Raw genomic sequence first — 23203 nt, forward strand, 5'->3', positions numbered from 1 at the left:
CAAGGCGCGCATGAAGCAGCGTTGGCCGGGAAAAAGCAACGATCCGGCTTTGCATCGCGCGGCAGGATCCTTGACCGTGGTTCAGCGGTTGTCCGGGCGCGGCTTGCGACTATGGTGCCGTTGCGTCGGCAGAACCGGCGTGTTGTGCGAGTGGAGTATGTTGCGTGATCGAGCAAAGCGGGCTTCGTGCCATGGTGGTGGTGCTGTTGCTGGCAGGCGTATCGGCCTGCGGCGGCGGTGATGAGAAGACCGGCACTGCCGATGTGGCAACGCCGGTAGCGGCGCCGGCAGCCGATGGCGCTCCCGAGCCGGCGGCAGGCGGATCGGCCAGTCTGTGGAATGGCGGCGCGGTTGGGCCGCTCGATGTGCAGGTGGCGCATCCCTCGGGTGTGGTGCTGCAGCTGACGTCGATCCAGTCGCGTGCCACCGAGACGGCGATCGGCATGCGGGTGATCAACGGCCGCGAGCGGGACGTGCAGCTCAACCGCTTCAACACCAATCGCAACGGCTATCTGGTGCTCGATGGTGGCGAGCGGCTGTATCTGTCCCCGCCGGTCAACAATGCACGGCTGGTGATCGAGCCCGGGCAGACGATGGAGGGCGAGCTGGTGTTTCTGGGGCGGCTGTCCCCAGTGGGGAATGCCACGCTGGTGTTGAACGAGAACCAGTCGATGTCGAACGAGCATACGACGACTCCGGGATTCAGGATCGACTTGCCGCTGGCGGCGGGGGCGGCGCAGTGACCGGTCGATGGCGGTGGCTGGCGCTCGCGCTGCTGGGCGGGGTGGCGGTTGCCGGCTGCGATGGCGGGATCGGCGGTGGTGAGGGTGCCAGGGTCGATGTGCAGCTGGCGCATCCGGGCGGTGTGGTGCTGCAGGTGCTGACGGTGCGGTCTTCGGGCGAGCGGACGCTCGTCGATGTGCTGGTGATGAACGGGCGCGAGCGCGATGTGCAGCTCGCTTCGGGGCGCGACACGGCCTACATCTTGAATGATGCCGGCGAGAAACTGCTGCTGGTGAAATCCTCGACCAATCCGACGCTGACGGTGGCACCCGGTCAGACGATGCAGGGGCAGCTGGTGTTTGAGGGCGGACTGCCGGGCTCGGGCAATGCAATGATGGTGCTCAACGGCCAGTCCGACGTGGGGAATGTGAATGCATCGAGCCCGCGCTTCGATGTGCCGCTGCCGACCGATGGCGTTCGCGGTGGGGGCGCTGTTCCGGAAGCTTCGGCGCTTTCGGGGATGCGCGCCAATCCGACATCGCGGATGGCTCCGGCGAGCGGGGGTGGATCGACGATGGCGGCGGGGCGCCAGGGCGGCAGCACGCTTCGCACGGTGGAGGCGCTGCGCAGCGAGCTGGGGGCGGTGGAGACCGAGCGCGGCACGGTGATTTCGCTTTCGGGCGATGTGACGTTCGACTTCGACAAGGCGACGATCCGGCCGGCGGCGCAGGCGACGCTGGAGCAGCTTGCCGAGCTCATCCAGGCCGGGGGGAGCGGGACGATCCGGATCGAGGGGCATACCGACTCGCGCGGGGACGATGATTACAACAAGCGATTGTCCGAAGCGCGGGCGGGTGCCGTGAAGAGCTTTTTGGTGGGCAAGGGCATCGACGCGGCGCGGCTGGAGACGATCGGGCTGGGTGAAGCACGGCCGGTGGCGCCCAATGCCGGCGCCGATGGCGGCGATGACGAGGCGGGGCGGCAGCGCAACCGGCGGGTGGAGGTGATCCTGCCCAAGGACGGCGTCAGCCCGGGGCAGCGGCCGGCAGGCGCGTGATGGTGCGGAAGCCGATATGGTCGGTGGGCATTTCGGGATCGCCGGGCTGGCGGGCGGCGGGGCGGTAGCGGAGGCAGAAATTGTTGGCGCAGAGCCAGCTGCCGCCCTTGATGACGCTGCTGCCGCCGGGCGCATCGGGCCGGTCCCAGGCGGTTTCGGTGAGCTCCCAGACGTTGCCGGCCATGTCGTGGAGGCCATAGCCATTGGGCTTGAAGCAGCCGGCGGGGGCGATGCTCTTGAAGCCGTCGTCGCCGGTGTCCTTGATCGGGAAGATGCCTTGCCAGTGGTTGGCGTGGGTGGCGGCGGCCTTGCGGTCGTTGCCCCAGCTGTAGTCGGCATTTGCCAGGCCACCGCGGGCGGCGTGTTCCCATTCGGCTTCGGTGGGGAGCGCGCGGCCCGCCCAGCGGGCATAGGCGCGGGCATCTTCGAGGGTGACCTGGACGACGGGTCTGGCCGGGTCGGCAGTGCTGCCGGCGCCGTGCGGGTGGCGCCATTGGGCCTGGGGGTCGAGCTGCCACCACTGGGTGAGATCATCGAGGTTCACGACGCGCGCCGGGTGGCTGAAGACGGCGCCGCCGCCGAGGCGCTCGGCCGTGGTGACATGGCCGGTCGCGGCGACGAAGGCGGCGAACTGGGCGTTGGTGACTTCGGTGGCGTCGATGCCGAAGGCGGCGACTTGCGCGGTGCGGATGGGCGCTTCCTCGGCGTGGAAGTTTTCGGAGCCCATGGTGACGGTGCCGCCGGGGATGGCGATGCTGCGGGGGGTGATGGCGGGGCAGCGGGGTGTGGGGACTTCAGGAGCCGAGCCGCAGGCGGCGAGCAGCAGCAGCGATGCCAGCAATGAGGTGCGAATCTTCACGGTTTGACTTTGGCACTTTTCTGGCAAGGATGCGCCCATGAGCGTGTTTCGGTGGCCCCTCGTCGGTGTGGCAAGTCTGGCGATGGCGCTGGCTGGCTGTGGCGGCGGTGATGGCGGGGGGGGAACGGGCGGCGGGACGCCAACTCCGACCCCGGCACCGACACCGACACCGACTCCGCCCCCTTCGGGGACGTGCAGCCTTGCGTCCCGCCAGGCCTGGGCGAATGCGGAGATCAGGGAGTTCTACCTGTTTCCCGAGCTGCTGCCGGCGAGTGTCGATGCCTCGGCGTTCGGGTCGGTCGGGGCGTATGTGGATGCGCTGACGGCGACGGCGCGGGCGGAAGGGAAGGACCGGTTCTTCACTTTCGTGACCTCGATTGCCGAGGAGAATGCGTTCTTTGCGACAGGCTCGACGGCGGCTTTTGGGATTCGCGTGATGACCGATGCGCCGGGACGGACTGTGATGGTGGCGGATGCCTTCGAGGGGGCGCCCGCACTTGCGGCGGGGATCGACCGGGGGACGGCCATCCTGGCAATCGGCACCAATGATGCGACGCTGCGGCCGGTGGCCGACATCATTGCCGCCGAGGGTGCGGCGGGGGTGAGTGCGGCCTTCGGGCCGGCAACGGTGGGGCTGAGCCGGGCGCTGCGGGTGCGCGATGTGGCGGGGGCCGAGCGGGTGGTGACGATCACCAAGGCCGAATTCAATATCGCGCCGATCTCGCCGCGGTTCGGGACGCGGATCATCGAGGCGGACGGGCAGCGGACCGGCTATATCAACATGCGGACCTTCATCGATCCGTCCGATCCGGCGCTTCGCAGCGCCTTTGCGACGATGAGGGCGCAGGGGGTGCGGCAGTTCATCATCGATCTGCGCTACAATGGCGGCGGGCTGCTGCGGATTGCCGAGCTGATGGGGGACTTGCTGGGGGAGAACCGGCTGCCGTCGGACGTGTTCAATGTCGAGACGTTCCGGCCATCCAAATCGTCGCTCAACGAGACGCGGCTGTTCCGCCGCCAGTTGCAATCGGTGGCGCCGCTGAAGATCGCCTTCATCGGCACCGGGGCGACGGCATCGGCGAGCGAACTGGTGATCAACGCCTTCACGCCCTATCTGGCCGCCAATAGCGCGCTCGTTGGAACCAACACCTTCGGCAAGCCGGTGGGGCAGATCGCGCGCGACCGGGCGGAGTGCGATGACCGGCTGCGGATCACGGCGTTTGCCAACCGCAACGCCGCCGGACGCGGCGACTATTTCAATGGCCTGGTGAGCGAGGTGGCGGCGAGCTGCAGTGCGACCGATGGCCTTTCGCTGCAGATGGGAGACCCGCGCGAGGCCTCGACGGCGCGGGCGCTCGATTTTCTGGCGGGGCGGATTTGCGCGCCGATCACCCTTGGACCGGCGACGGCGTCCCGATCGGCGGCGGCTGCGCCGGCGCTGGAGATGCTGGTGCCGGCCGAGCCGACAGTGGTTTCCCGCGAGGTGCCGGGGACGTTCTGAACGGGCTGCCTTGCGGCGTCGGGACGAAGCGAGATGAGCGGGTGAGCCCGACACCATGGCGGGGCCATGGTGTCATGGTTCCGTCATTCATAAATCATCAAAATCGACAAATTGTGTAAACCGCGTGTCATCGAGCCAGCCTAGCGCAGCTTCTGAACTGAAGAGGGGCAGGGGCGATGTGGTTGGGCGACAGGATGTTCTGGCGTTTGCTGGTGGGCGCCGCCGCTTTCGGCATTGCAGCGCCGGTGCTGGCGCAGGCAGTCCCCGAGGAAGGCGATGCGCTGTCTGACGACGAAATTCTGGTGTTGTCGCCGATCAAGGAAGCGCAGGCACTGGCTATCCAGGAGCAGCGCCGGGCGGACAATCTGGTTTCGGTGCTCGCTGCCGATTCCATCGGGCGGTTTCCCGACCAGAATGCGGCGGCGGCGCTCAGCCGGCTGCCGGCGATTGCCGTGCAGCGCGACCAGGGGCAGGAGCGCTACATTCAGGTGCGTGGCGCCCCGAATCGCTGGACGAGCGTGCTCGTCGATGGCGTGCCGATCATCGGCGTGGACGAAGGTGGTGCCAGCCGCGCGTTCCGTTTCGACGCCATTCCGAGCGTCATTCTTTCGAGCGTGACGGTCAACAAGTCTTTGACAGCAGATATTCCGGCCGAGGCCGTGGTGGCGCTGATCGACCTCAAGACCTTCTCGCCGATGGACCGCAAGGGCTTCGATGTTGCGGGCGACCTCGGCTATGGCTGGATGGAGCTTGGTGGCGGCCAGCAGCGCCAGGCGAGCTTGCGCGTTTCCTGGTCCAACGACAAATTCGGGGTCCTGCTGGCGGGATCGCATTATCTGCGCGACCAGATTACCGACAATCGGGAATTTGCCTATGGGCCCGACAATTTGCCGACGACGTTCGATTTTCGCAGTTACATCCTCACGCGCGAGAACAACGGGCTTTCGGCCGGGCTGGAATTTCGCCCCGCGGAGGGCCATCGGCTGTTCGTGAAAGGCATCTTCACCGAGTTCAACGATGACGAAGAGCGCAACCAGTATGTGTTCCAGAATTCGGGAGCCTTTTCGGGCACGCGAACAGCATCCAGCGGCGATCTGGTGGGCGTCTCGGTGCGCGGTACGCTTTCGGATTCGGATTATCGCAACCGCAATTATCTGCTGACCCTGGGCGGCGACCATGAGCTGGGAAGCGACTGGTCGGCGACGTGGCGCGGCAACTATACCAAGGTGATCAACACCAGCTACATCCCGCTTCTGCTGCAGAACCAGGCGCTCAATCCCTTCCTTCGTCCCAGCCTGACCTATGATCGCAGCAACCCCGATCTGCCGACGCTGTCGCTGTTCACCACGGTGCCGGGGCCTGGCACGCCGCCGACGCCGGCGCGGGTGCGGGGAACCCCTTTGCAGGCATTCAACCAGGCGGGTTTCGATTTCAATGTGGCGCTGCCGCTGTTCTCCAGCATCCGCTCCGAAAGCTACACTGCCAAGGCTGATGTGACCGGAACGCTGGGCGACGCGGTCCTGAAATTCGGTGCGCAATATGATGACCGGGATATCGACGGTAACGTCTTCAGCCAGATTACCCGCAACGTGGCGGGGCTCCCCGCTGCGGATTATCTGACGGACCGGCCATGGGAGACGGGCTTTCCCAGCGGCACCAGCTTCCGCTATGTCGACAACAAGCGGCTGCGGCGCGATCTGGAAGCTGCACTTGATGCCGCGATCCCTGGCGGGTTCGATCGTGAAGGCTTCATAAGCCCTACCGAGCGCTACGAGATCGGCGAGCAGCTGTTTGCGGCTTATGGCAGCGCAGCGTTCGAATTCGGGCGCGCCAAGGTTGTGGCTGGCGGGCGTATCGAGAATTTCGTGCAGGAGAGCAGCGGCTTCCTCCGCATCGGGACGACTTTCACGCCGCTGACGGTGCGCAACAGCTATTGGGACTTTTTTCCCAGCATCAACGCCAAGATCGATCTGACCGATGACCTTGTGTTGCGACTGGCGGGGCAACGCAGCGTTTCACGCCCGGGCTTCGGCCAGGTCCGGCCGGGCGCCGCGATTTCGGACACATCGACACCCGGCACGGTTGCTGGCGGCAATCCCAATCTGCGGCCTGAATATACCTGGGGGCTCGATACGGCGCTCGAATATTATATTCCGGGCGATGGACTGCTTTCGGCAAGCTTCTACTATCGCTGGGTGGACAATGTGCTGTTCGACAGTCGTACACGCGTGAACTCGGACATTTACGATTCAGGCGGCATCGACCGATCGAACTATGATCTGATTTCGACGCTCAACGGCAACAACGGCAAGCTGTACGGCCTCGAGCTTTCCTATCTCCAGCAGTTCGAATTCTTGCCCGGGGCGCTTTCGGGCTTTGGCTTCCAGGGGAATGTTTCGTTCATCGGCGGCGATTTCGATACGTTCGATCGTACCGGAGCCGGATTTCCCGGCACGTCCGACCGGATCGTCAACGCGTCGCTTTTCTATGAGAAATACGGTTTTTCCGGCCGTGTTTCCTACCAGTGGCGCTCCGATTGGGTCGATACGCTCGGCGGCTTCGGCGTGGGCGTGGGCGGCGACGAGCGGCGCGCCGGCTATGCAAACCTCGATGTGGCCTTGCGGTATCAGGTGACACCCAACATTGGCGTTTTCGTCGATGCGACCAACCTCACCGATGAGATCTATGTGGCGTATCAGGGCGCCCGCGATCGGCCGACCGAGGTGGAGCAGATCGGCCGACGCTTTCTGGCCGGCGTGCGCTTCAATTTCTGAGGAGAATGACGATGCGGAACCTGCTTTTGCTTCTGCTGGTATCGATGCCGCTGGTGCAGCCGGTGGCGGCGGTGGCGCGCGAGGCCGTGACGCCTCTGGCGGTGTTGGGAGAGGCGGTGCGTGAGGGGGACAAGGTTCGCCTGCGCTGGAGCGGATTGCGGGCGCCGGTGCAGATCAGCCGCCTGACGACAGCCGATGCACGGCGCGGAACCGTCGTTGCCGCTGCGGTGGGGAGCGATGCTCTTGTGGATGCGCCGGCAAACCCGCGACCCTATTTTCTGCTGCGCGGCGCCGATGGCCGCGAATTGCGGCTGGCCGAGCGGGTGCTGCCGCTTGAGGGCGGCATGAACTTCCGGGATCTCGGAGGCTATGTGACCATCGATGGGCGGCCGGTGAAATGGGGCAAGATCTACCGTTCGGCAGTGATGAGCGGACTGACAGCTGGCGACTACCGCTATCTTTCCGGGCTCGGCATTGGCGCTGTCTGTGACTTTCGCGCCAACGAAGAGCGGATGCGCGAGCCTGTCAACTGGCCGGCCAGCATGAACATGAAAGTGCTGACGCGCGAGTACAAGCTGGAGATGGCGCCGCTGATGGCGATGTTCGGTGGTGGTGATATCTCGGCTGAAAATACGCGCGCTGCGATGGCGAGCTTCTACACCGAAATGCCGGTGCAGTTTGGCGGTCAGTTCAAGGAGATGTTTGCCGAACTGGTTGAAGGCCGTGCCCCGCTGGCGTTCAACTGCTCGGCGGGCAAGGACCGGACCGGGCTGGCGGCGGTGCTCGTGCTCCTCTCGCTGGGTGTGCCGCGCGAGACGGCGATCGAAGATTATCTGCTGTCCAACCAGCATTACCGCCCCAAGCCGCCCGCGCCGGGGGGGAAGCCTGACCCAATGATGGCAATGTTTGCGCGGCTGCCGACCGATGTTTCACAAGCGCTGATCGGCGTGGAGCGTCGCTATATCGAAGCGAGCCTGGCCGCAATCGATGCGCGCGGTGGCCTGGACCGCTATCTGCGCGAAGACATGGGGCTTGGACCGGCGGAGCTGGCGCGGCTGCGGCAACTCTATCTGGCGCGCTAGGCGCGCCTTCTGGTGGGATCGGAATGCCGGTCTGGCGTCCTGTTATCGTGCGTTTGTTTGCGAAACCGGTGTCCATTCTTGCGAAACACACTCTAGGCGGCGGGGCGGCCCGGGATGGTGACCGGGCCGGCGGCGCGGATCTGGTTCCAGATGCGGGACCCGACCTTGTTCGCCTCGGCGATGAGGGCGGGTTCGTCCATCGTCAGCACCTTGTGATCGCGCATCAGGAAGCGACCATCGACCATCGACGAGACGATGTCCGACGGTTGGCCGTTGTGGACGAGGGCGGAGAGGAAGCGGCCGCTGGGCACGAGGTGGGCGGCCTGGGTGTCGACGACGATGAGATCGGCCTTTTTGCCCACCGCGATGCTGCCGGTCTGGTCGGCCATGCCCAGCGCGTTGGCACCGCCGAGCGTGGCATCCTCCCACATGTCTTCGGGTTGCGGGCGCACGCCGGGGAATTCTTCCGGAAAGCTGTTGGCGCGGTCGATGCGCTCGGTGAGGAGGGCGGTGCGGATGACCGAGAACAGGTCGTTGGTGTTGTTGTCGGTGCCATAGGCGATGCGGGCGCCGGCTGCGCGGAGCTTGTGGATGGGCGGGATGACGCCGCGGTTGGCGGCCATGCCGGCCTGGTGCGAGACGGTCATGCCGCTGTTGCCGATGAGGGCGATATCGGCGGCATCGACATAGCGGCAATGGGCGGCGAACAGCCGGGGGCCGAGGAAGCCGTGCGCGGCGAGGAAGGCCGGTGGGGTGAGGCCGTGCCAGCGCTTCATGAACTCGACTTCGGCGATGCTCTGCGAAAGATGGATGGTGTAGCTGAGGCCGTGCTTGTCGGCGAAGCTGCGCAGCGCCTGGAGGAGTTCGGGCGATGAGGTTTCGGCGAGGTTGGCGGCCGGGAGCACGCTGACGCGGCCGCCATCATGGCCGTGCCAGCGGCTGTGGAGCGCCATGATGCGCGCCAGCCCTTCCTCGCGGCGCGCTTGCGAGAAGATGGGCTGCACACTTGCGGCGAGGCCTTCGGGGGCCATGGGGCCGGCGACATTCTCACTGTCCCGCACCGCTTCGGCGAAGACCATGCGCAGGCCGGATGCCGCGAGGGCGGACGCGGCGGGGGCGATGCCGGTGACGTTTTCGACCAAGGTGGTGGTGCCGGTGCGGATGGCTTCGAGCGCGCCGATGCTGACCATCAGCGTGCGCTCTTCGGGGGAAAGCAGGCTGTTCGGGTTGAGGGCGAGTTTGGCGGAATTGGGAAAGCCGAAATCCTCGTTGAAGCCGCGGGCGAGTGTGGCGGAGAGATGGGCGTGGCAGTTGACGAGGCCGGGCATAAGCAGCTTGCCGCGACCATCGTAGCGCTCGGCCTGGGGGTAGGCGGCGAGCAGGGCCTCGGTGTCTCCGATGGCGGCGATGCGGCCGCCGATGACGGCGAGGGCGGCGTTTTCGCGGATGCGGTCGCCGAGGAGGATGCCGATGTTGGTGAAGAGGGTGGTGGGGGTGGCTTGCGCGCGGGCGCTGGCGAGTGGCGCGAGGGCGGCGGCGGCGAGGAGCGTGCGGCGGCTGAGGCCGGTGTGGTCGCTGGTCTTCATGGCATTATCCCCCTGCGCGGCGATGATGGCGCGCGGGGGGACGGTGTCAATCGCGGATCACTTGGCCTTCGGCGCGATCGGGGCCAGGAAATCGAGGATGGTGCGCCATTGGTGGGTCTTGAGCGCCGGGTCGGGGATGCCGTGGGTCTGGCCGGGGTAGGGCATGACCTGGAAGGGTTTGCCGGCTTTCTGGAGGGCGGCGATCATGCGGGCGCTGTTGTCGAAGACCACATTGTCGTCGGCGAGGCCGTGGATGATGAGCAGCGGGCGTTCGAGCTTGTCCGCATCGAGGGTGACGTCGGTGGCGGTGTAAGGGGCCTTGTCGATGCTCGGGTTGCCGAGATAGCGCTCGGTGTAGTGGGTGTCGTAAAGCGTCCAGTCGGTGACCGGGGCGCCGGCGATGCCGCGGGCGAAGGCCTGGGGGTGCTTCGTCATCAGCCGCAGCGTCATGAACCCGCCGTAGGACCAGCCATAGACGGCGACGCGGGCGGGATCGACGAAGGACTGTTTCTTGAGCCAGTCGAGCCCGGCGATCTGATCATCGACCTCGACCTTGCCGATGGCCTTGAACAGCGGATCGCGAAAGGCCGTGCCGCGGTGGGGCGTGCCGCGACCATCGACGCTGAACACGATCCAGCCTTGGCGGACGAGATATTGGTGGAGCATCGAGCCCCAGCGGCGGGTGACGCGCTGGCTGCCGGGGCCGGCATAGACTTCGAAGAACACGGGGGCCTTCTGCCCGCGCTTGAGGCCCTTGGGCTCCATGATGCTATAGTTGAGCTGGGTGCTGCCGTCGGCGCCGGTGAGGGTGCCGAATTCGGGGACGACATGATCGGCGGCGTAGGGGGCATAAGGCGTTTCGGCGAGCGGATTGGCGGCAATGGCGGTCGTGGTGCCGGTGGCGGTATCGACCAGATCGAGGCGCGGGGGCTGGATGGGGGACGACGAGTTGAGCAGCGCCATGCGGCCGGCCTTGTCGGCGACGGCCTCGGTCCAGTGGCCGGCGGGGGAGAGGCGGCGCGGAGCGGCGCTGCCATCGAGCGGGGCGGCATAGAGCGACTTTTCGAGCGGGCTTTCCATGAAGCCGGTGAAGATGATGCGGCCGGCGGCGGCATCGACGCCGAGCAGTTCGTCGACCGACCAGTCGCCGCTGGTGATCGGGGTGAGGGTGCTTCCGGACGCGCGGTAGAGGTGGCGGTGGCCGGTGTGCTCAGAGGCCCAGAGGATGTCGCGGCTGCCAGGAATGGCGTGGAGGGTATCGTGGAGGTCGATCCAGGTTTTTGATGTGCTGGTGAGGATGGGGGTGGTGGCGCCGGTCGTGAGGTTCACGTCGAGGAGTTCGAGGCGCGACTGGTCGCGGGGCTGGCGGATGATGACGAGGCGATCGGGCGCCAGCCATTTGACGCGGGCGAGGTAGATGTCGGCATCGGGGCCGAGATCAACGTTGACGGGGGGCTTTGCGCCGGTGGCGTCGTGGACGGCGAGGGTGATGCGGACGTTGGGGGTGCCGGCGAAGGGGTAGCGCTGTTCGGAGACGCGGGTGCTGTCGGCGCCGATGGCGGCGCGAACGGCGACGCGCACATCCTTTTCCTCGATGCGGGTGATCGCGATGCGGCTGTCGTCGGGGGACCACCAGTTGCCGGTACGGCGGCCCATCTCCTCGTCGGCGACGAACTCGGGGGTGCCGTGGCTGACGGTGCCGCCGCCGTCCTGTGTGACCTGGCGGGTGGTGTTGGTGCCGAGATCGAGGACGTGGAGGTTCTGGTCGAGGATGAAGCTGAGATAGCGGCCCCTGGGGCTGAGCTTGGGATCGAGCTCGGTGGCGGGGGTGTTGGTGAGTCGCCTTGGCTGATTCAGGGGGGGGGTGCCTGAAAGGGGCACCAGCCAGATATCGCCATCGAGGGGGACCAGGATCGACTGGCCGTCGCTGTTCCACTGATAGCCGACGATGCCGCGCTGGCCGCCGATGCGCAGGCGCTCGCGGCGCATCAGCTCGGCTTCGGAGAGTTTTGCCGGGGCGGGGGAGAGCGCCTCGGAATCGGCGAGGAGGCGCTCGGTGCCGGTGGCGGTGTCGCGCAGCCAGAGATCATAGCGGAGCGCGTCGGAGGCGCGGGGCTTGAGCCAGGCGATGTGCTTGCCATCGGGGGCGATGGTGAGGGCGCGCGGGGTGCTGCCGGCGAGTGCGGGGTTGGCGAAGACGCGTTCGAGGGTGAGCGGTGGGGCTTCGGCGGCCATGGTCGGGGTGCTCAGGAGGAGGGCGAGGGCGGCGCTGCGGATCATCGGCTTTGGTTGGCGGATTGCGGGGCTTTGCGCAAGCGGGCGGCGAAGGCTGCGGCAAGCAGCGACTTGATGAGCGCGCCGGGGAGGAAGGGGAGGACGCCGGCGGACAGGGCTTTCAGGGGGCCTATGATGGTGGCGAGCCAGCACCAGCCGGCGACGAGGATGAGGGCATGGGCGGCGAGCATGGTGGGGAAGCGTGGCCAGCGGCCGGCCAGGGCGGCGGCGAAGGGCATGGCGACGAGGAAGCCGAGCGTGGGGCCGCCGAGGCCGGACTTGCCTTCGGCGAGGACGGGAAGGCCGGCGGCGGCGAGTGCCAGCCAGCCGACGACGACGGCGGCGCCGAGCCGGGGGCCGAGCCAGACGCCGATGACGAGCACGGCGAGCGACTGCAGGCTGAGCGGGACAGGGCCGAGGGGGAAGCTGACCTGGCTGGCGAGGGCAAGCAAGGCAACAGCAGCGAGGAGGCAGGCAATGATACGCATCTGCGCCGAGTGGCAGGGGTTGGCGGGGGCGGCAAGGGCGTGCGAGGATGGAGGAAAGATTGGGGAGATGGGTGATGATCGAGATTCAGGTGCGGCGCGATGCGATCGGCGACGGCGTGGCGGTGGAGCGCGAGGTGGTGTTGGCCGAGGGTGAGACGCTGCTGGCGATCGAGCTGTTTTCGATGACGGCGAACAATGTGACCTATGCGGTGCATGGGGTGGATTTCCAGTATTGGAACTTCTGGCCGGCGCCCGAGGGCAGGGGGGTGGTGCCCGTGTGGGGGTTTGCGCGGGTGGTGGAGAGCCGCGCCGACGGCGTGGAGGTGGGGCAGCGATTTTATGGCTATTGGCCGATGGCGAGCCATGCGGTGGTGCGGCCCCGAACGCTATTGGGCAAAGTGTCGGCGCGCGGGTTCGATGATGTGAGCGAGCACCGGGCGAAGCTGGCGGCGGTCTATAACCGCTATGTGACCGCGGACGATGCGATGGGGAGCGAGGCGGTGCAGGCGCTGTTCCGGCCGTTGTTCACCACCGCGTTCGCGCTGGAGGCGATGCTGGCGGATGGGCCGGGGACGCTGGTGCTGGCGTCCGCTTCGAGCAAGACGGCGCTGGGGTTGGCCGCGCTGGCGAAGGCGCGCGGCGCGCGGGTGATCGGGCTGACTTCGGCGGCGAATGCCGGCTTCTGCGAGGCGACGGGCTATTTCGACCTCGTGCTGCCTTATGAGCAGAGCGGGACGCTGGACGGCGAGGCGGGGCCGGTGGCGCTGGTCGACATGGCGGGCAATGGCGTGGTGCGCGCTGCCGTGCACCGGGCGCTGGGGGTCCGGCTGGAGGCGAGCCATGTGGTGGGGGATACGCACTGGGATGTGCTGGCGGCCGATTTGCTGCCGGGGCCGCAGCCGCAATTCTTTTTTGCGCCGACGGTGATTGCCGAGCGGGTGCAGGAATGGGGGCCGGCAGGGTTCGAGGCGCGGCTGGCGGCGGCCTGGGCGCTGTTTGCCGGGTCGCTGGGCTGGCTGGCGGTGCGCGAGATTGCAGGGGCCGAGGCGGTGCTGCCGGCGTGGGGGGCACTTGTCAGGGGTGAGATTGATCCGCGGCAGGGGCTGGTCGCGAGGCTGTAGGGCCCTTTCTTGCGGGGGCGGGACCCCCACCCTGGCGCTTCGCGCCGGTCCCTCCCCGCAAGCGGGAGGGAGGGTGATACCAGATGGGGTTGCCGATCAGCGTGAGCTGACCGCGGCTGTCGCGGATGTGTGCGCGGATGGGGCCGGTGAGGTTTTCCGGCGGGGTGAAGTTCAGCGGGCCATCGGTGATGGGCAGGGTGGCGATGACCTTGGCTTGATGGATGAGCTCGGCGTTGCAGCCGTTGCAGTCGGTGACGGTGATGCGGAGCGGCGTGCCGGGGCTGGCGGTGCTGCCCATGGGGGCGGCACCTGCGGTCATGTCGAGCATTCGGGCTGGGCCGCCGATCTGGATGAAGGCGTGGCCGGCTTCGAGGCCTTTCAGAAGGGCGGCGGGGGTGCGGGCTTCGGCCCAGACGATGGTGGTGACATGGCCGATGGCGCGGGGATCGGGCGGGGCCAGGCTGGCGTCGTGATTGTCCGATCCGCCGATGGCGATAAGGCGTTTGCCCGTCGCGAGCTGGGCATCCCACCAGGGCAGGGCGGAGATGGGGGTTTCGACCAGCCCGCCGGCGGCAGCGATGGCGCTGCCGTTGACGGCTTCGACAAGGGTGGCACGTTCGGGGATGGGCTGGGTCCAGCCGCAGCCCATGCAGATTTCGCCCGAGGGGAGGGCGGGGTGGTTGATGCTCAGCAGGCCGGGGGGGAGCGTTTGTGGCCAGTCGCGGGCCATGAAGGGGGCGGGGGTGGTGCTGCCGAAGAGGTTGGCGTGGCCGTTGAAGGTGGTGATCTCCTGGCCCGGCAGCAGGATGAGGCTTGGGTATTCGGGCTGGAGGTGGGCGAGAGCCTGGAGCTGCGAGACGGTGTTGTGCTCGGTGAGGCTGATGAAATCGAGCCCGGCGGCGCGGGCGGCTTGCAGGCTGGCTTCGATGGGGCGAGCGCCATCGGAATGGGTGCTGTGGGCGTGGAGCTCGCCGCGCAGCCAGCCGGGGGCTGACGGAGCCGGGTTGACGACTGGTGGTGGCGGTGGTGGCGTGGCGGGGTCGCGTGAAAAGCCGATGGTGGCGGTCCAGCTTGCGGTGCTGCCGCTCCGCGCGTTGGGGATGCCGAGTGCCAGCGCCATGCGGCGGCCGGCGACGGGGCCGGGGGTGTAGGAGGGGGTGGCCTCGGCGAGGCCGATGCTGAAGCGCTGCTTGTTGCTCCCCGACCAGCCGCGCGGGCGGCCGTCTTCGAGCATGCCCAGGTCGATGGTGATGCCGGCCTCGGGGGTGCGGGTGAAGGTGACATCGACGCGGGTGACGCCGGGGGGCACGTCGAAGGCGTGGGTCTGGTAGCTTTGGTGGTCGGCGGCGGTGATGGTGCCGGTGAGCTGGATGTTTTGTGCTGCGGCGGCTGTGCCGAGCAGCATGGCGAGGAGGAGAGCGCGCATCGGTGAAAGCTAGCACTGGCCATGCGCGATGGCTTGCGGGAATTGCGCAGGCCGCTAGACCTTTGTCCGGACCATCGGGGAGAGGGTCGATGGTGGGGAGACGGTGATTGGCTGAGTTGGGGGGAGTGGCGCTCGATCCGAAGCGGGACCGGCTGGTGATCGTCGCTTCGGCGTTGGGGACGGTGTTCGAATGGTATGATTTCTTCATCTACGGCATTTTGGCGTCGCTCCTCGGCAAGCTGTTCTTCACCACCGGCAACCCCACCACCGAGCTGCTGTTTTCGCTCGGTGCCTTTGCCATCGGGTTTTTCTTCCGGCCGCTGGGGGCGGTGCTGTTCGGCTATTTCGGGGATCGGATCGGGCGGAAATACACGTTTCTGGTGACGATCTCGCTGATGGGGCTGGCAACCGCGGCGATCGGCGTGCTGCCGACCCAGGCGCAGGCGGGGATTGCGGCACCTTTGCTGCTGTTGCTGCTGCGGACGCTGCAGGGGCTGGCACTGGGCGGCGAGTATGGCGGGGCGGCGATTTACGTTGCCGAGCATGCGCCGGTGGACAAGCGCGGCCAGTATACGAGCTGGATCCAGGCGTCGGTGGCCGGCGGCTTCCTGCTGGCGATCGGCGTGGTGCTGGGGGCGCGGTCGATCATCCCCGAGGATGAGTTCGTGGCCTGGGGGTGGCGGGTGCCGTTCCTGCTGTCGTTGCTGCTGCTGGGGATTTCGTTGTGGATCCGGCTGAAGCTTTCGGAAAGCCCGGTGTTCAAGGCGATGAAGGAGGCGGGGACGACGTCGAAGAACCCGATCGTCGAGAGTTTTTCGGATCGCGCCAACATCGGCAATATCTTTGTGGCGTTGTTCGGCGTGGCGGCGGGGCTGACGGTGATTTATTACACCTCGCAGTTCGGCACGCTGTATTTTCTGCAAGGGACGGCGCGGATTCCCGAGACACAGGCGCTGGTGTTCATGGCGATCGGGGCGACATTGGCGGCGCCGCTTTATGTGGTGTTCGGCTGGGTGTCCGACCGGATCGGGCGCAAGAAACTGCTGCTGCTCGGCTATGCGCTGACGCTTGTGCTGATCTTCCCGCTGTTCCGGATGATGGGCGATGCGGCGAACCCGGCACTGGGCGAGGCGGTGGCGGCGAATCCGGTGACGATCGAGCTGCCGGCGTGCGATTACAGCGTGTTCGGCAAGCCCGGGACCGAGTGCGCGCAAGGGCTGGCGTTCCTCTCCAAGGGCGGGATCGACCATGAAAAGGAACCGGCCGATGGCGTGGCGCTGCGGGTGGGATCGGTGCGGGTCGAGGGCTTCGATGCGAACCGCTGGACGGCGGCGCTGGTGGCGGCGGGATACCCGGACAAGGCCGATCCGGCGCGGGTCAATGGCGTGGTTGTGGTGCTGGCGGTGGCGCTGATGGTGGGGCTTTCGGCGATGACCTATGGGCAGGTGGCGGCGATCCTCGTCGAGCTGTTTCCCGCAAAGGTCCGCTACACGTCGATGAGCATCCCCTATCATATCGGTACGGGCTATTTCGGCGGCTTCCTGCCGGTGATCTCGCAATATATCGTGGTGCGCACCGGCGATGCCTATGCGGGGCTCTGGTATACCTTTGGAGTGGTGCTGATGGCGCTCATCGTGAGTGCGATCTGGCTGCCAGAGACGCGCGGGCGGGACATAAGCGGATGACCAGGGGACCACTCGATGGCGTGAAGGTGCTCGATCTTTCGCAGATCGTGTCGGGGCCGATGGCGGCGGCGATGCTCGCCGACCAGGGGGCGGATGTGGTGAAGCTGGAGAGCCCGAACGGCGACCCGGTGCGGGGGATGGGGCCGCGCAAGGGCGATGTGTCGGCGATGTTCATCGCGGTCAACCGCGGCAAGCGCGGGGTGGTGGCCGATGTGAAGACGGCGGAAGGGGCAGCGCTGCTGGAAGCGCTGATCGGCTGGGCAGATGTGCTGGTGGAGAATTTCCGGCCGGGCACAATGGCGCGGCTGGGGTTTGGCTGGGCGCGGTGCAGCGCCATCAACCCGAGGCTGGTGATGGCCTCGATCACCGGGTTCGGGCCCGATGGGCCTTATGCCAACATCAGGGTCTATGATCCGGTGGTGCAGGCGGTGAGCGGGATTGCGGCGGCGCAGACCGACAAGGATGGCCGGCCTTCGCTGGTGAAGACGCTGATTGCCGACAAGGTGACGGCGCTGACGGCGGCGCAGGCGATCACGGCGGCGCTGTTCAGGCGTGAACGGACAGGCGTGGGCGAGCATGTGCAGATTTCGATGCTCGATGCGGCACTTGCGTTCAATTGGCCGGAAGCGATGTGGAACTTGAGCTTTCTGGACGATGCGCCGCCCGAAATGCCCGCCTATGGTGCGATGACGCGGCTGTGGCAGGCGGCGGATGGCCAGGTGGCGATCGGCGCGATGCAGACGGTGGAGTTTGTGGCGCTGGTGCGATCGCTGGGGCTGGATGCGCTGGCGGAGGATGCGCGCTTCCTGACGGCGGGTGGCCGGATTCGGCATGCGAAGGACTGGACGGGGGCGGTGGGCGAGGCGCTGGCGGCGCGCAAGCTGGAGACGCTGATGGAGGGGTTCGTGCGCGAGGGGGCGGTGGGCGGCCGGGTGAATGGGCTGGAGGCGGTGCTCGATGACCCCCAGGTGCGCCACAACGGGGCGCTGACCGACTTTGCCCAGGGGGCCGCGGGGCGGGTGCGGGGTGCGCTGGGTGCGGCGCGCTTTGCCGGCGGCAGCGGGCCGGGGCCGCGGGCGGCGCCGTCGCTCGGGGAGCATGATGCCGAGGTGCGGGCGATGGTGGGACTTTGAACCATTTGGGCTGCGACAGTTTTGACCTTTCGGCAATCGTGCCGTTGATGCGGATGAGGAACCTTCCCATATTGCAGGTCGAGCGGGCTTGATGGCCCGGAGGAGTTTGTGATGACTGATCCGAAGATGACCCCCGATACCGAACGCCAGACGCTGCCGGTGCTGCCGCTGCGCGATATCGTGGTGTTTCCGCAGATGATCGTGCCGCTGTTCGTGGGGCGCGAGAAATCGGTGGCGGCGCTGGAAGCGGCGATGGACGCCGACAAGACGGTGTTCCTGCTGAGCCAGAAGAACCCGGCGGACGAAGATCCGGGTGCCGAAGAGCTGTTCGACGTCGGCACGGTGGCGACGGTGCTGCAGCTGCTGAAGTTGCCCGACGGCACGGTGAAGGTGCTGGTCGAGGGCCAGGCGCGAGCGACGCTCGACCGGCTGTCGGAGGCCGGTGGCTATCTGGAGGCCGAGGTCTCGTCGCGGCTCGATGCGCCGGGTGCGCCCAACGAGGTGGAGGCGCTGCTGCGCTCGGCCGCCAAGCAGTTCGAGAGCTATGTGAAGCTCAACCGCAAGACTGCCCCCGAGATTGCCTCGCAGATCGGGCAGATCGACGATGCGGCGCGCTTCTCGGACACTGTGGCGGCGAACCTTGGCCTGAAGATTGCCGAGAAGCAGGCGCTGCTTGCCGAGCCCGAGGTCACGAAGCGGCTGGAGGCCGTGCTGGGGCATATGGAAGGCGAGATGGGCGTGCTGCAGGTGGAGAAGAAGATCCGCAGCCGCGTGAAGCGCCAGATGGAGAAGACCCAGCGCGAATATTATCTCAACGAGCAGATGAAGGCGATCCAGCGCGAGCTTGGCGAGGGCGAGGAGGACAAGGACGAGGCGACCGAGCTCGAGGACAAGATCGCCGCGACCAAGCTTTCGAAGGAAGCGCGCGAGAAGGCACTGGCCGAGCTGAAGAAGTTCAAGGCGATGGCACCGCAATCGGCCGAAGCCACGGTGGTCCGCAACTATCTCGATGTGATGCTCGGGCTGCCCTGGGGCAAGAAGACCAAGGTGAAGAAGGACATCGTGGCGGCGCAGAAGGTGCTCGATGACGATCATTATGGCCTGGAGAAGGTGAAGGACCGGATCATCGAGTATCTGGCGGTGCAGGCGCGCACGCAGAAGCTCAAGGGGCCGATCCTGTGCCTCGTGGGCCCGCCGGGTGTGGGCAAGACCTCGCTCGGGCGCTCGATCGCCAAGGCGACGGGGCGGACGTTCATCCGGCAATCCTTGGGTGGCGTGCGCGACGAGGCCGAGATTCGCGGGCACCGGCGGACGTACATCGGCTCGATGCCGGGCAAGATCGTGCAGAATTTGAAGAAGGCCGGGACGAGCAATCCGCTGTTCCTGCTCGACGAGATCGACAAGCTGGGCCAGGATTTCCGTGGCGATCCGTCGTCAGCACTTCTGGAGGTGCTCGATCCGGAGCAGAACAAGGCGTTCAACGACCATTATCTGGAGGTCGATTACGATCTTTCGGACGTGATGTTCGTGACGACGGCGAACAGCCTCAACATGCCGCAGCCGCTGCTCGACCGCATGGAGATCATCCAGCTCTCGGGCTATACCGAGGACGAGAAGGTGGAGATTGCCAAGCGGCACCTGCTGGAGAAGCAGTATGAGGCGCATGGGCTGAAGGCACATGAGTTTTCGGTGACCGACGCGGCGCTGCGCGACCTCATTCGCTACTATACCCGCGAGGCGGGGGTGCGGACGCTGGAGCGCGAGCTGGCCAAGCTGGCGCGCAAGTCGTTGCGGCGGATCCTCGAAGGCAAGTCGACTTCGGTGGTGGTGGATGCCGACAATCTGGGCGAATTTGCCGGCGTTCGAAAGTTCCGCTTCGGTGTGGGCGAAACCGAGGACCAGATCGGTGCCGTGACGGGCCTCGCCTGGACCGAGGTGGGTGGCGAGCTGCTGACGATCGAGGCGGTGACGGTGCCGGGCAAGGGGGTGGTGAAGACCACTGGCAAGCTCGGCGATGTGATGACCGAATCGATTTCGGCCGCACTCAGCTTTGTGCGGGCACGCTCGACGCACTTCGGTATCAAGCCTTCGGTGTTCGAGAAGAAGGACATCCATGTCCATGTGCCCGAAGGCGCCACGCCCAAGGACGGGCCTTCGGCGGGCATCGCGATGGTGACCGCCATCGTCTCGACGCTGACCGGCGTGCCGATCCGGCGTGATGTGGCGATGACTGGCGAAGTGACGCTGCGCGGGCGGGTGCTGCCGATCGGTGGTCTGAAGGAGAAGCTGCTGGCGGCTCTGCGTGGTGGCATCACCACCGTGCTGATCCCGGCCGAGAACGAAAAGGACCTGGCGGAGATCCCCGCCAATGTGAAGGAGGGGCTGACGATCATCCCTGTAGCGCATGTCGACGAGGTGCTGGCGCTGGCGCTTTCGCTGCCGTTGGCCCCGATCGAATGGACCGAGGCCGATGAACTGGCGGCACAACCGCCCGCGGCGGTGCCGGGTGTTGCCGTCCGGCACTGAGGCTGGCGAAAGGGCTGGAGAAGCCTGGCGCTCTGTGCAATCCTGACCTCTTGGGCATGGCCTGGGGGGTCAGGGGTCCGGGGGGACGGGATGAACAAGCAGGAATTGGCCGGCATGGTTGCCGAGCAGTTGGCAATGCCGCGTGATGCAACGCTCGCGGTGATCGACACGATGCTGGACACAGTGACTGCCGCCCTGGCGCGGGGCGAGGATGTGCGGCTGGTGGGGTTCGGGAATTTCGTCGTGGCGGCGCGCAAGGCCTCGTCGGGGCGCAACCCGCGCACCGGCGAGCCGATGGACCTGCCGGCGTGCAGATCGCCGAAGTTTCGGGTCGGGCGGAATTTGAAGGTCGCCTGCAACAACGTCGATTAGGCATTGCTGGTTGGCACAGGGTTCCCCGGATCTGGCGTCAGAGCGGGAAGGGCATCCGGTCGAGATCGGGAGGCACCCAGTGGCGGCGGGCCTCGGGGGTGAACAGCGTTTCGTGGCGCCAATGGGCGAGCAGCCAGTCGGACCGGCCACAAGGGCCGGCGAGCAGCCGGTCGAGGACCATTGGCAGCGCCGCGTGCGGCTGTGCTGCCAGGGCGGCGGCCGCGGCGGCAAGCGAAGCCCGGGTGATGGTTTCGTGATAGCCGCTGGTATCGGTGTTCCGGTTGCCGCAGGCGAGGTTGTAGCGCTGGATGACAGGGGCCATGGCGGCGGCGTTGAAGCCGGGGCGATGGCGGAGCAGCCAGAGGGCCGCGGCGAAATGCGCGGCATGCGTCCATTCGGTGGCGGGCAGCGAACAATCAACGAGGCCAGCGGCGATGCGCTCGATCTGCAGGTCGTCGAGGACGTGTGGGGCGTGCATGGCCGGGGCATGATGCAGCCGGGCGAGGCTGGTGAGCAAGAGGGCTTTACTTGGGCCCGCGGCTCGCCTAATCAGCGCGCCTTGCCCGGCAGCGGGTGGCCCGGGCAAATGCCCCGGCCAACAGCTTCGGGGGCGCGTAGCTCAGCGGTAGAGCACTGCCTTCACACGGCAGGGGTCACAGGTTCAAACCCTGTCGCGCCCACCATAAGATCAACGCCTCAGGCAGAGCCATCTGGTGCAGTTCGCACAGCGTGGCCCCCAAGGCCGCGCCCGCGTTGCGTTAACGGGGGAGGTCTCCACGATCATCCTCGGCCCCTCCTGGTGAGCCAGCAAAAGGTCGCTTGCGATGGCGACTGGCAACAAGTGCCATGGCAATGCAGGCTGTAACGGGGCCCAGCCAGTCTGCGATCTGGTCGATCGTTTCCCAGACACGCGGGTCGAAGACAGCGTGCCATGGCATGTTCGCTCGAAGCCCATCGCCGAAATTCTCGATCCAACGATACTCGGCCTGTGCCACCTCTCGACCGATAAAATATCCTGACGGTAAAGCGGCCGCCGCCCACCAGTTCCTGGTCAGCCATCCTATTAGCGCCAGTATCCCGAGTGCCACCAATGTATGCTCGACAAGGCCCATTTCCATAACTCCGGTGCAGCAAGCTCTATAGTCGGTTCGGTTGCCTGCCACGCCCGCAGACCGCCACGATCCTGCCGATGGGACCCGTTTTTTTGGCAGGTTTGAAGTCCTCATGTGGCCCTGGCGTGTTAGAGAGGGCAGCCATGTGAGGACAGACACCATGACCGACGACAATTTTCGCCCGCGCCGGACGATGCATCATCAGGCGCGAAGCATCGGCAACAGGAAGCTGAAGCCGGCAACGATGATGATGGGCCATGGCTATGATCCGCGGTTGTCGGAGGGCTCGCTCAAGCCGCCGATCTTTCTCACCTCGACCTTTGTTTTCGAGAGTGCTGCCGACGGGAAGCGCTTTTTCGAAGGGGTGACCGGTGTGCGGCCGGGCGGCGCCGAGGGGCTGGTCTACGGGCGTTTCAATGGCCCCGACCAGGAGATTCTGGAGGACCGGCTTGCCTTGTGGGAAGATGCCGAGGAAGCGCTGACCTTTTCGAGCGGCATGTCGGCGATCGCGACGACGTTCCTCGCACTGGTGCGGCCGGGCGATGTCATCGTCCATTCGGCGCCGCTCTATGCCGCGACCGAGACGCTGATCAATCGCATCCTCGGCAAGCTGGGGGTGACGTGGCTCGATTTTCCGGCCGGGGCGACGCAACCCGAGATCGAGGCGGTGATCGCGGCGGCGAAGGAAAAGGGCCGTATTGCGGCGATCTATCTCGAAAGCCCTGCGAACCCGACCAATGCGCTTGTCGATGTGGAAGCGGTTCATGCGGCACGAAAGGCCGTGATGGGGGACGAGGAGCTGCCACCCATCGTTATCGACAATACCTTTCTGGGGCCGTTGTGGTCGCAGCCGCTTGCGCAGGGTGCCGATGTGACGATCTATTCGCTGACCAAATATGTCGGCGGCCATTCGGACCTGGTGGCAGGTGTGTCAACGGCGGTCGGATTCCAGGCCAGTGTGGCGGTGTAAAAGCAGGCCATTTTCGGTGCGGCCCGGTTGTTTGCAAAAAGGCCCCCGATCGGGGGCCTTTTTGCAAATCGGCTTTGGCGACGGGGGCAGGCTTAGGTAATTTCGCCCGTATCAGGGTCGACGGCGGTGGCCTGGTTTTGCTCCGCCCCGGCTTTGCTGGCGGCGGCGCGGCGGCGGCCGGCGGATTCTTTGAGGCGATAGCTGTCGCCGTTCATGGTGAGGATGCTGACGTGGTGGGTGAGCCTGTCCAGCAGCGCGCCGGTCAGCCGTTCGGACCCTAACACCTGTGTCCAGTCCTCGAACGGCAGGTTCGATGTCACGATCGTCGAGCCGCGTTCATAGCGCTGGGAGAAGGTCTCGAACAGCAGCTCGGCGCCGGTCGGTGACAGCGGGACGTAACCGAGTTCGTCGATGATCAGCAGTTTGACAGATGCCAGGTCGCGCTGGAGCTTGAGCAGCCGGCGTTCGTCGCGGGCTTCGAGCAACTGGCTGACCAGCGCGGCGGCGGTGGTGA

Annotated in this window: 17 protein-coding genes, 1 tRNA gene and 1 pseudogene; 12 read left to right on the forward strand and 7 right to left on the reverse strand. The window is 66.4% G+C overall.

All coding sequences use genetic code 11. The annotated features are described in order from the left end of the window. Positions 1–164: 164 nt before the first annotated feature. Together FHS79_RS13130 and FHS79_RS19335 are read left to right on the forward strand one after the other, a co-directional pair. Positions 165–743 carry a hypothetical protein gene (locus tag FHS79_RS13130; RefSeq protein ID WP_184200832.1) on the forward strand — a complete coding sequence of 193 codons (579 nt, stop codon included), beginning with the start codon at positions 165–167 and terminating at the stop codon, positions 741–743. Further along, positions 740–1780 carry an OmpA family protein gene (locus FHS79_RS19335; RefSeq protein WP_184200835.1) on the forward strand — a complete coding sequence of 347 codons (1041 nt, stop codon included), beginning with the start codon at positions 740–742 and terminating at the stop codon, positions 1778–1780. Before FHS79_RS13130 ends, FHS79_RS19335 begins: the two co-directional genes overlap by 4 nt. Here the strand turns inward: FHS79_RS19335 and FHS79_RS13140 are convergent. Then, on the reverse strand, positions 1749–2639 hold the full coding sequence (locus tag FHS79_RS13140) for a formylglycine-generating enzyme family protein (protein ID WP_243453432.1): 891 nt from the start codon (positions 2637–2639) through the stop codon (positions 1749–1751). The two genes, FHS79_RS19335 and FHS79_RS13140, sit on opposite strands and share 32 nt — an antisense overlap. Before the next feature lie 37 nt (positions 2640–2676). Here FHS79_RS13140 and FHS79_RS13145 point away from each other — a divergent pair, with 37 nt between their 5' ends. The 3 genes from FHS79_RS13145 to FHS79_RS13155 all read left to right on the forward strand — a co-directional run bounded on the left by FHS79_RS13145 (position 2677) and on the right by FHS79_RS13155 (position 7996). After that, positions 2677–4140: a S41 family peptidase gene (locus FHS79_RS13145; RefSeq protein ID WP_184200841.1), complete on the forward strand. Its 1464-nt coding sequence runs from the start codon at positions 2677–2679 to the stop codon at positions 4138–4140. Positions 4141–4334: 194 nt separating this feature from the next. After that, a complete protein-coding gene (locus FHS79_RS13150) occupies positions 4335–6914 on the forward strand; it encodes a TonB-dependent receptor (protein WP_184200843.1) in 2580 nt (859 codons plus the stop codon). An 11-nt stretch (positions 6915–6925) separates the two neighbouring features. Continuing rightward, positions 6926–7996: a tyrosine-protein phosphatase gene (locus FHS79_RS13155; RefSeq protein ID WP_184200846.1), complete on the forward strand. Its 1071-nt coding sequence runs from the start codon at positions 6926–6928 to the stop codon at positions 7994–7996. 92 nt (positions 7997–8088) lie between these two features. On the opposite strand, the gene FHS79_RS13160 is transcribed toward FHS79_RS13155, so the two are convergent. From FHS79_RS13160 to FHS79_RS13170, 3 genes are read right to left on the reverse strand one after another with little or no spacing between them, the layout of a single operon-like run. Then, positions 8089–9582, reverse strand: a complete 1494-nt coding sequence (locus FHS79_RS13160; RefSeq protein WP_184200848.1) for an amidohydrolase family protein — start codon at positions 9580–9582, stop codon at positions 8089–8091. A gap of 57 nt (positions 9583–9639) precedes the next feature. Then, on the reverse strand, positions 9640–11862 hold the full coding sequence (locus FHS79_RS13165) for a S9 family peptidase (RefSeq protein ID WP_184200850.1): 2223 nt from the start codon (positions 11860–11862) through the stop codon (positions 9640–9642). Continuing rightward, a complete protein-coding gene (locus FHS79_RS13170) occupies positions 11859–12344 on the reverse strand; it encodes a biotin transporter BioY (protein ID WP_184200853.1) in 486 nt (161 codons plus the stop codon). Before FHS79_RS13170 ends, FHS79_RS13165 begins: the two co-directional genes overlap by 4 nt. Before the next feature lie 74 nt (positions 12345–12418). Here FHS79_RS13170 and FHS79_RS13175 point away from each other — a divergent pair, with 74 nt between their 5' ends. Next, a complete protein-coding gene (locus FHS79_RS13175; protein WP_184200856.1) occupies positions 12419–13465 on the forward strand; it encodes a DUF2855 family protein in 1047 nt (348 codons plus the stop codon). Here the strand turns inward: FHS79_RS13175 and FHS79_RS13180 are convergent. After that, on the reverse strand, positions 13419–14891 hold the full coding sequence (locus tag FHS79_RS13180) for a CehA/McbA family metallohydrolase (protein ID WP_184200859.1): 1473 nt from the start codon (positions 14889–14891) through the stop codon (positions 13419–13421). The genes FHS79_RS13175 and FHS79_RS13180 overlap by 47 nt on opposite strands. A 107-nt stretch (positions 14892–14998) precedes the next feature. Here FHS79_RS13180 and FHS79_RS13185 point away from each other — a divergent pair, with 107 nt between their 5' ends. The 4 genes from FHS79_RS13185 to FHS79_RS13200 all read left to right on the forward strand — a co-directional run bounded on the left by FHS79_RS13185 (position 14999) and on the right by FHS79_RS13200 (position 20607). Further along, positions 14999–16576: an MFS transporter gene (locus FHS79_RS13185; RefSeq protein ID WP_184200862.1), complete on the forward strand. Its 1578-nt coding sequence runs from the start codon at positions 14999–15001 to the stop codon at positions 16574–16576. Beyond that, positions 16573–17709: a CaiB/BaiF CoA transferase family protein gene (locus FHS79_RS13190; RefSeq protein ID WP_184200865.1), complete on the forward strand. Its 1137-nt coding sequence runs from the start codon at positions 16573–16575 to the stop codon at positions 17707–17709. Before FHS79_RS13185 ends, FHS79_RS13190 begins: the two co-directional genes overlap by 4 nt. 126 nt (positions 17710–17835) lie before the next feature. Beyond that, entirely contained in the window at positions 17836–20235 is a 2400-nt protein-coding gene (gene lon, locus FHS79_RS13195) for an endopeptidase La (protein WP_184200905.1), read from the forward strand. Positions 20236–20325: 90 nt separating this feature from the next. Further along, positions 20326–20607, forward strand: coding sequence for an HU family DNA-binding protein (locus tag FHS79_RS13200; protein ID WP_184200868.1), 282 nt, complete (start codon positions 20326–20328; stop codon positions 20605–20607). 37 nt (positions 20608–20644) lie between these two features. On the opposite strand, the gene FHS79_RS13205 is transcribed toward FHS79_RS13200, so the two are convergent. Beyond that, positions 20645–21085, reverse strand: coding sequence for a hypothetical protein (locus FHS79_RS13205; protein ID WP_184200870.1), 441 nt, complete (start codon positions 21083–21085; stop codon positions 20645–20647). 130 nt (positions 21086–21215) lie between these two features. On the opposite strand from FHS79_RS13205, the gene FHS79_RS13210 reads away from it, so the two are divergent. Together FHS79_RS13210 and FHS79_RS13215 are read left to right on the forward strand one after the other, a co-directional pair. Beyond that, positions 21216–21290: transfer RNA gene (locus FHS79_RS13210), tRNA-Val, on the forward strand. Between the two features lie 589 nt (positions 21291–21879). Continuing rightward, a pseudogene (locus FHS79_RS13215) lies at positions 21880–22647 on the forward strand (aminotransferase class I/II-fold pyridoxal phosphate-dependent enzyme); the annotation flags it as partial. A 134-nt stretch (positions 22648–22781) separates the two neighbouring features. Here FHS79_RS13215 and FHS79_RS13220 read toward each other — a convergent pair. After that, on the reverse strand, positions 22782–23203 hold a 422-nt coding region (locus tag FHS79_RS13220), incomplete at its 5' end, for an ATP-binding protein (protein ID WP_184200873.1).

It is taken from the genome of Polymorphobacter multimanifer (assembly GCF_014205635.1).
In the GTDB taxonomy this organism is placed as follows: domain Bacteria; phylum Pseudomonadota; class Alphaproteobacteria; order Sphingomonadales; family Sphingomonadaceae; genus Sandarakinorhabdus; species Sandarakinorhabdus multimanifer.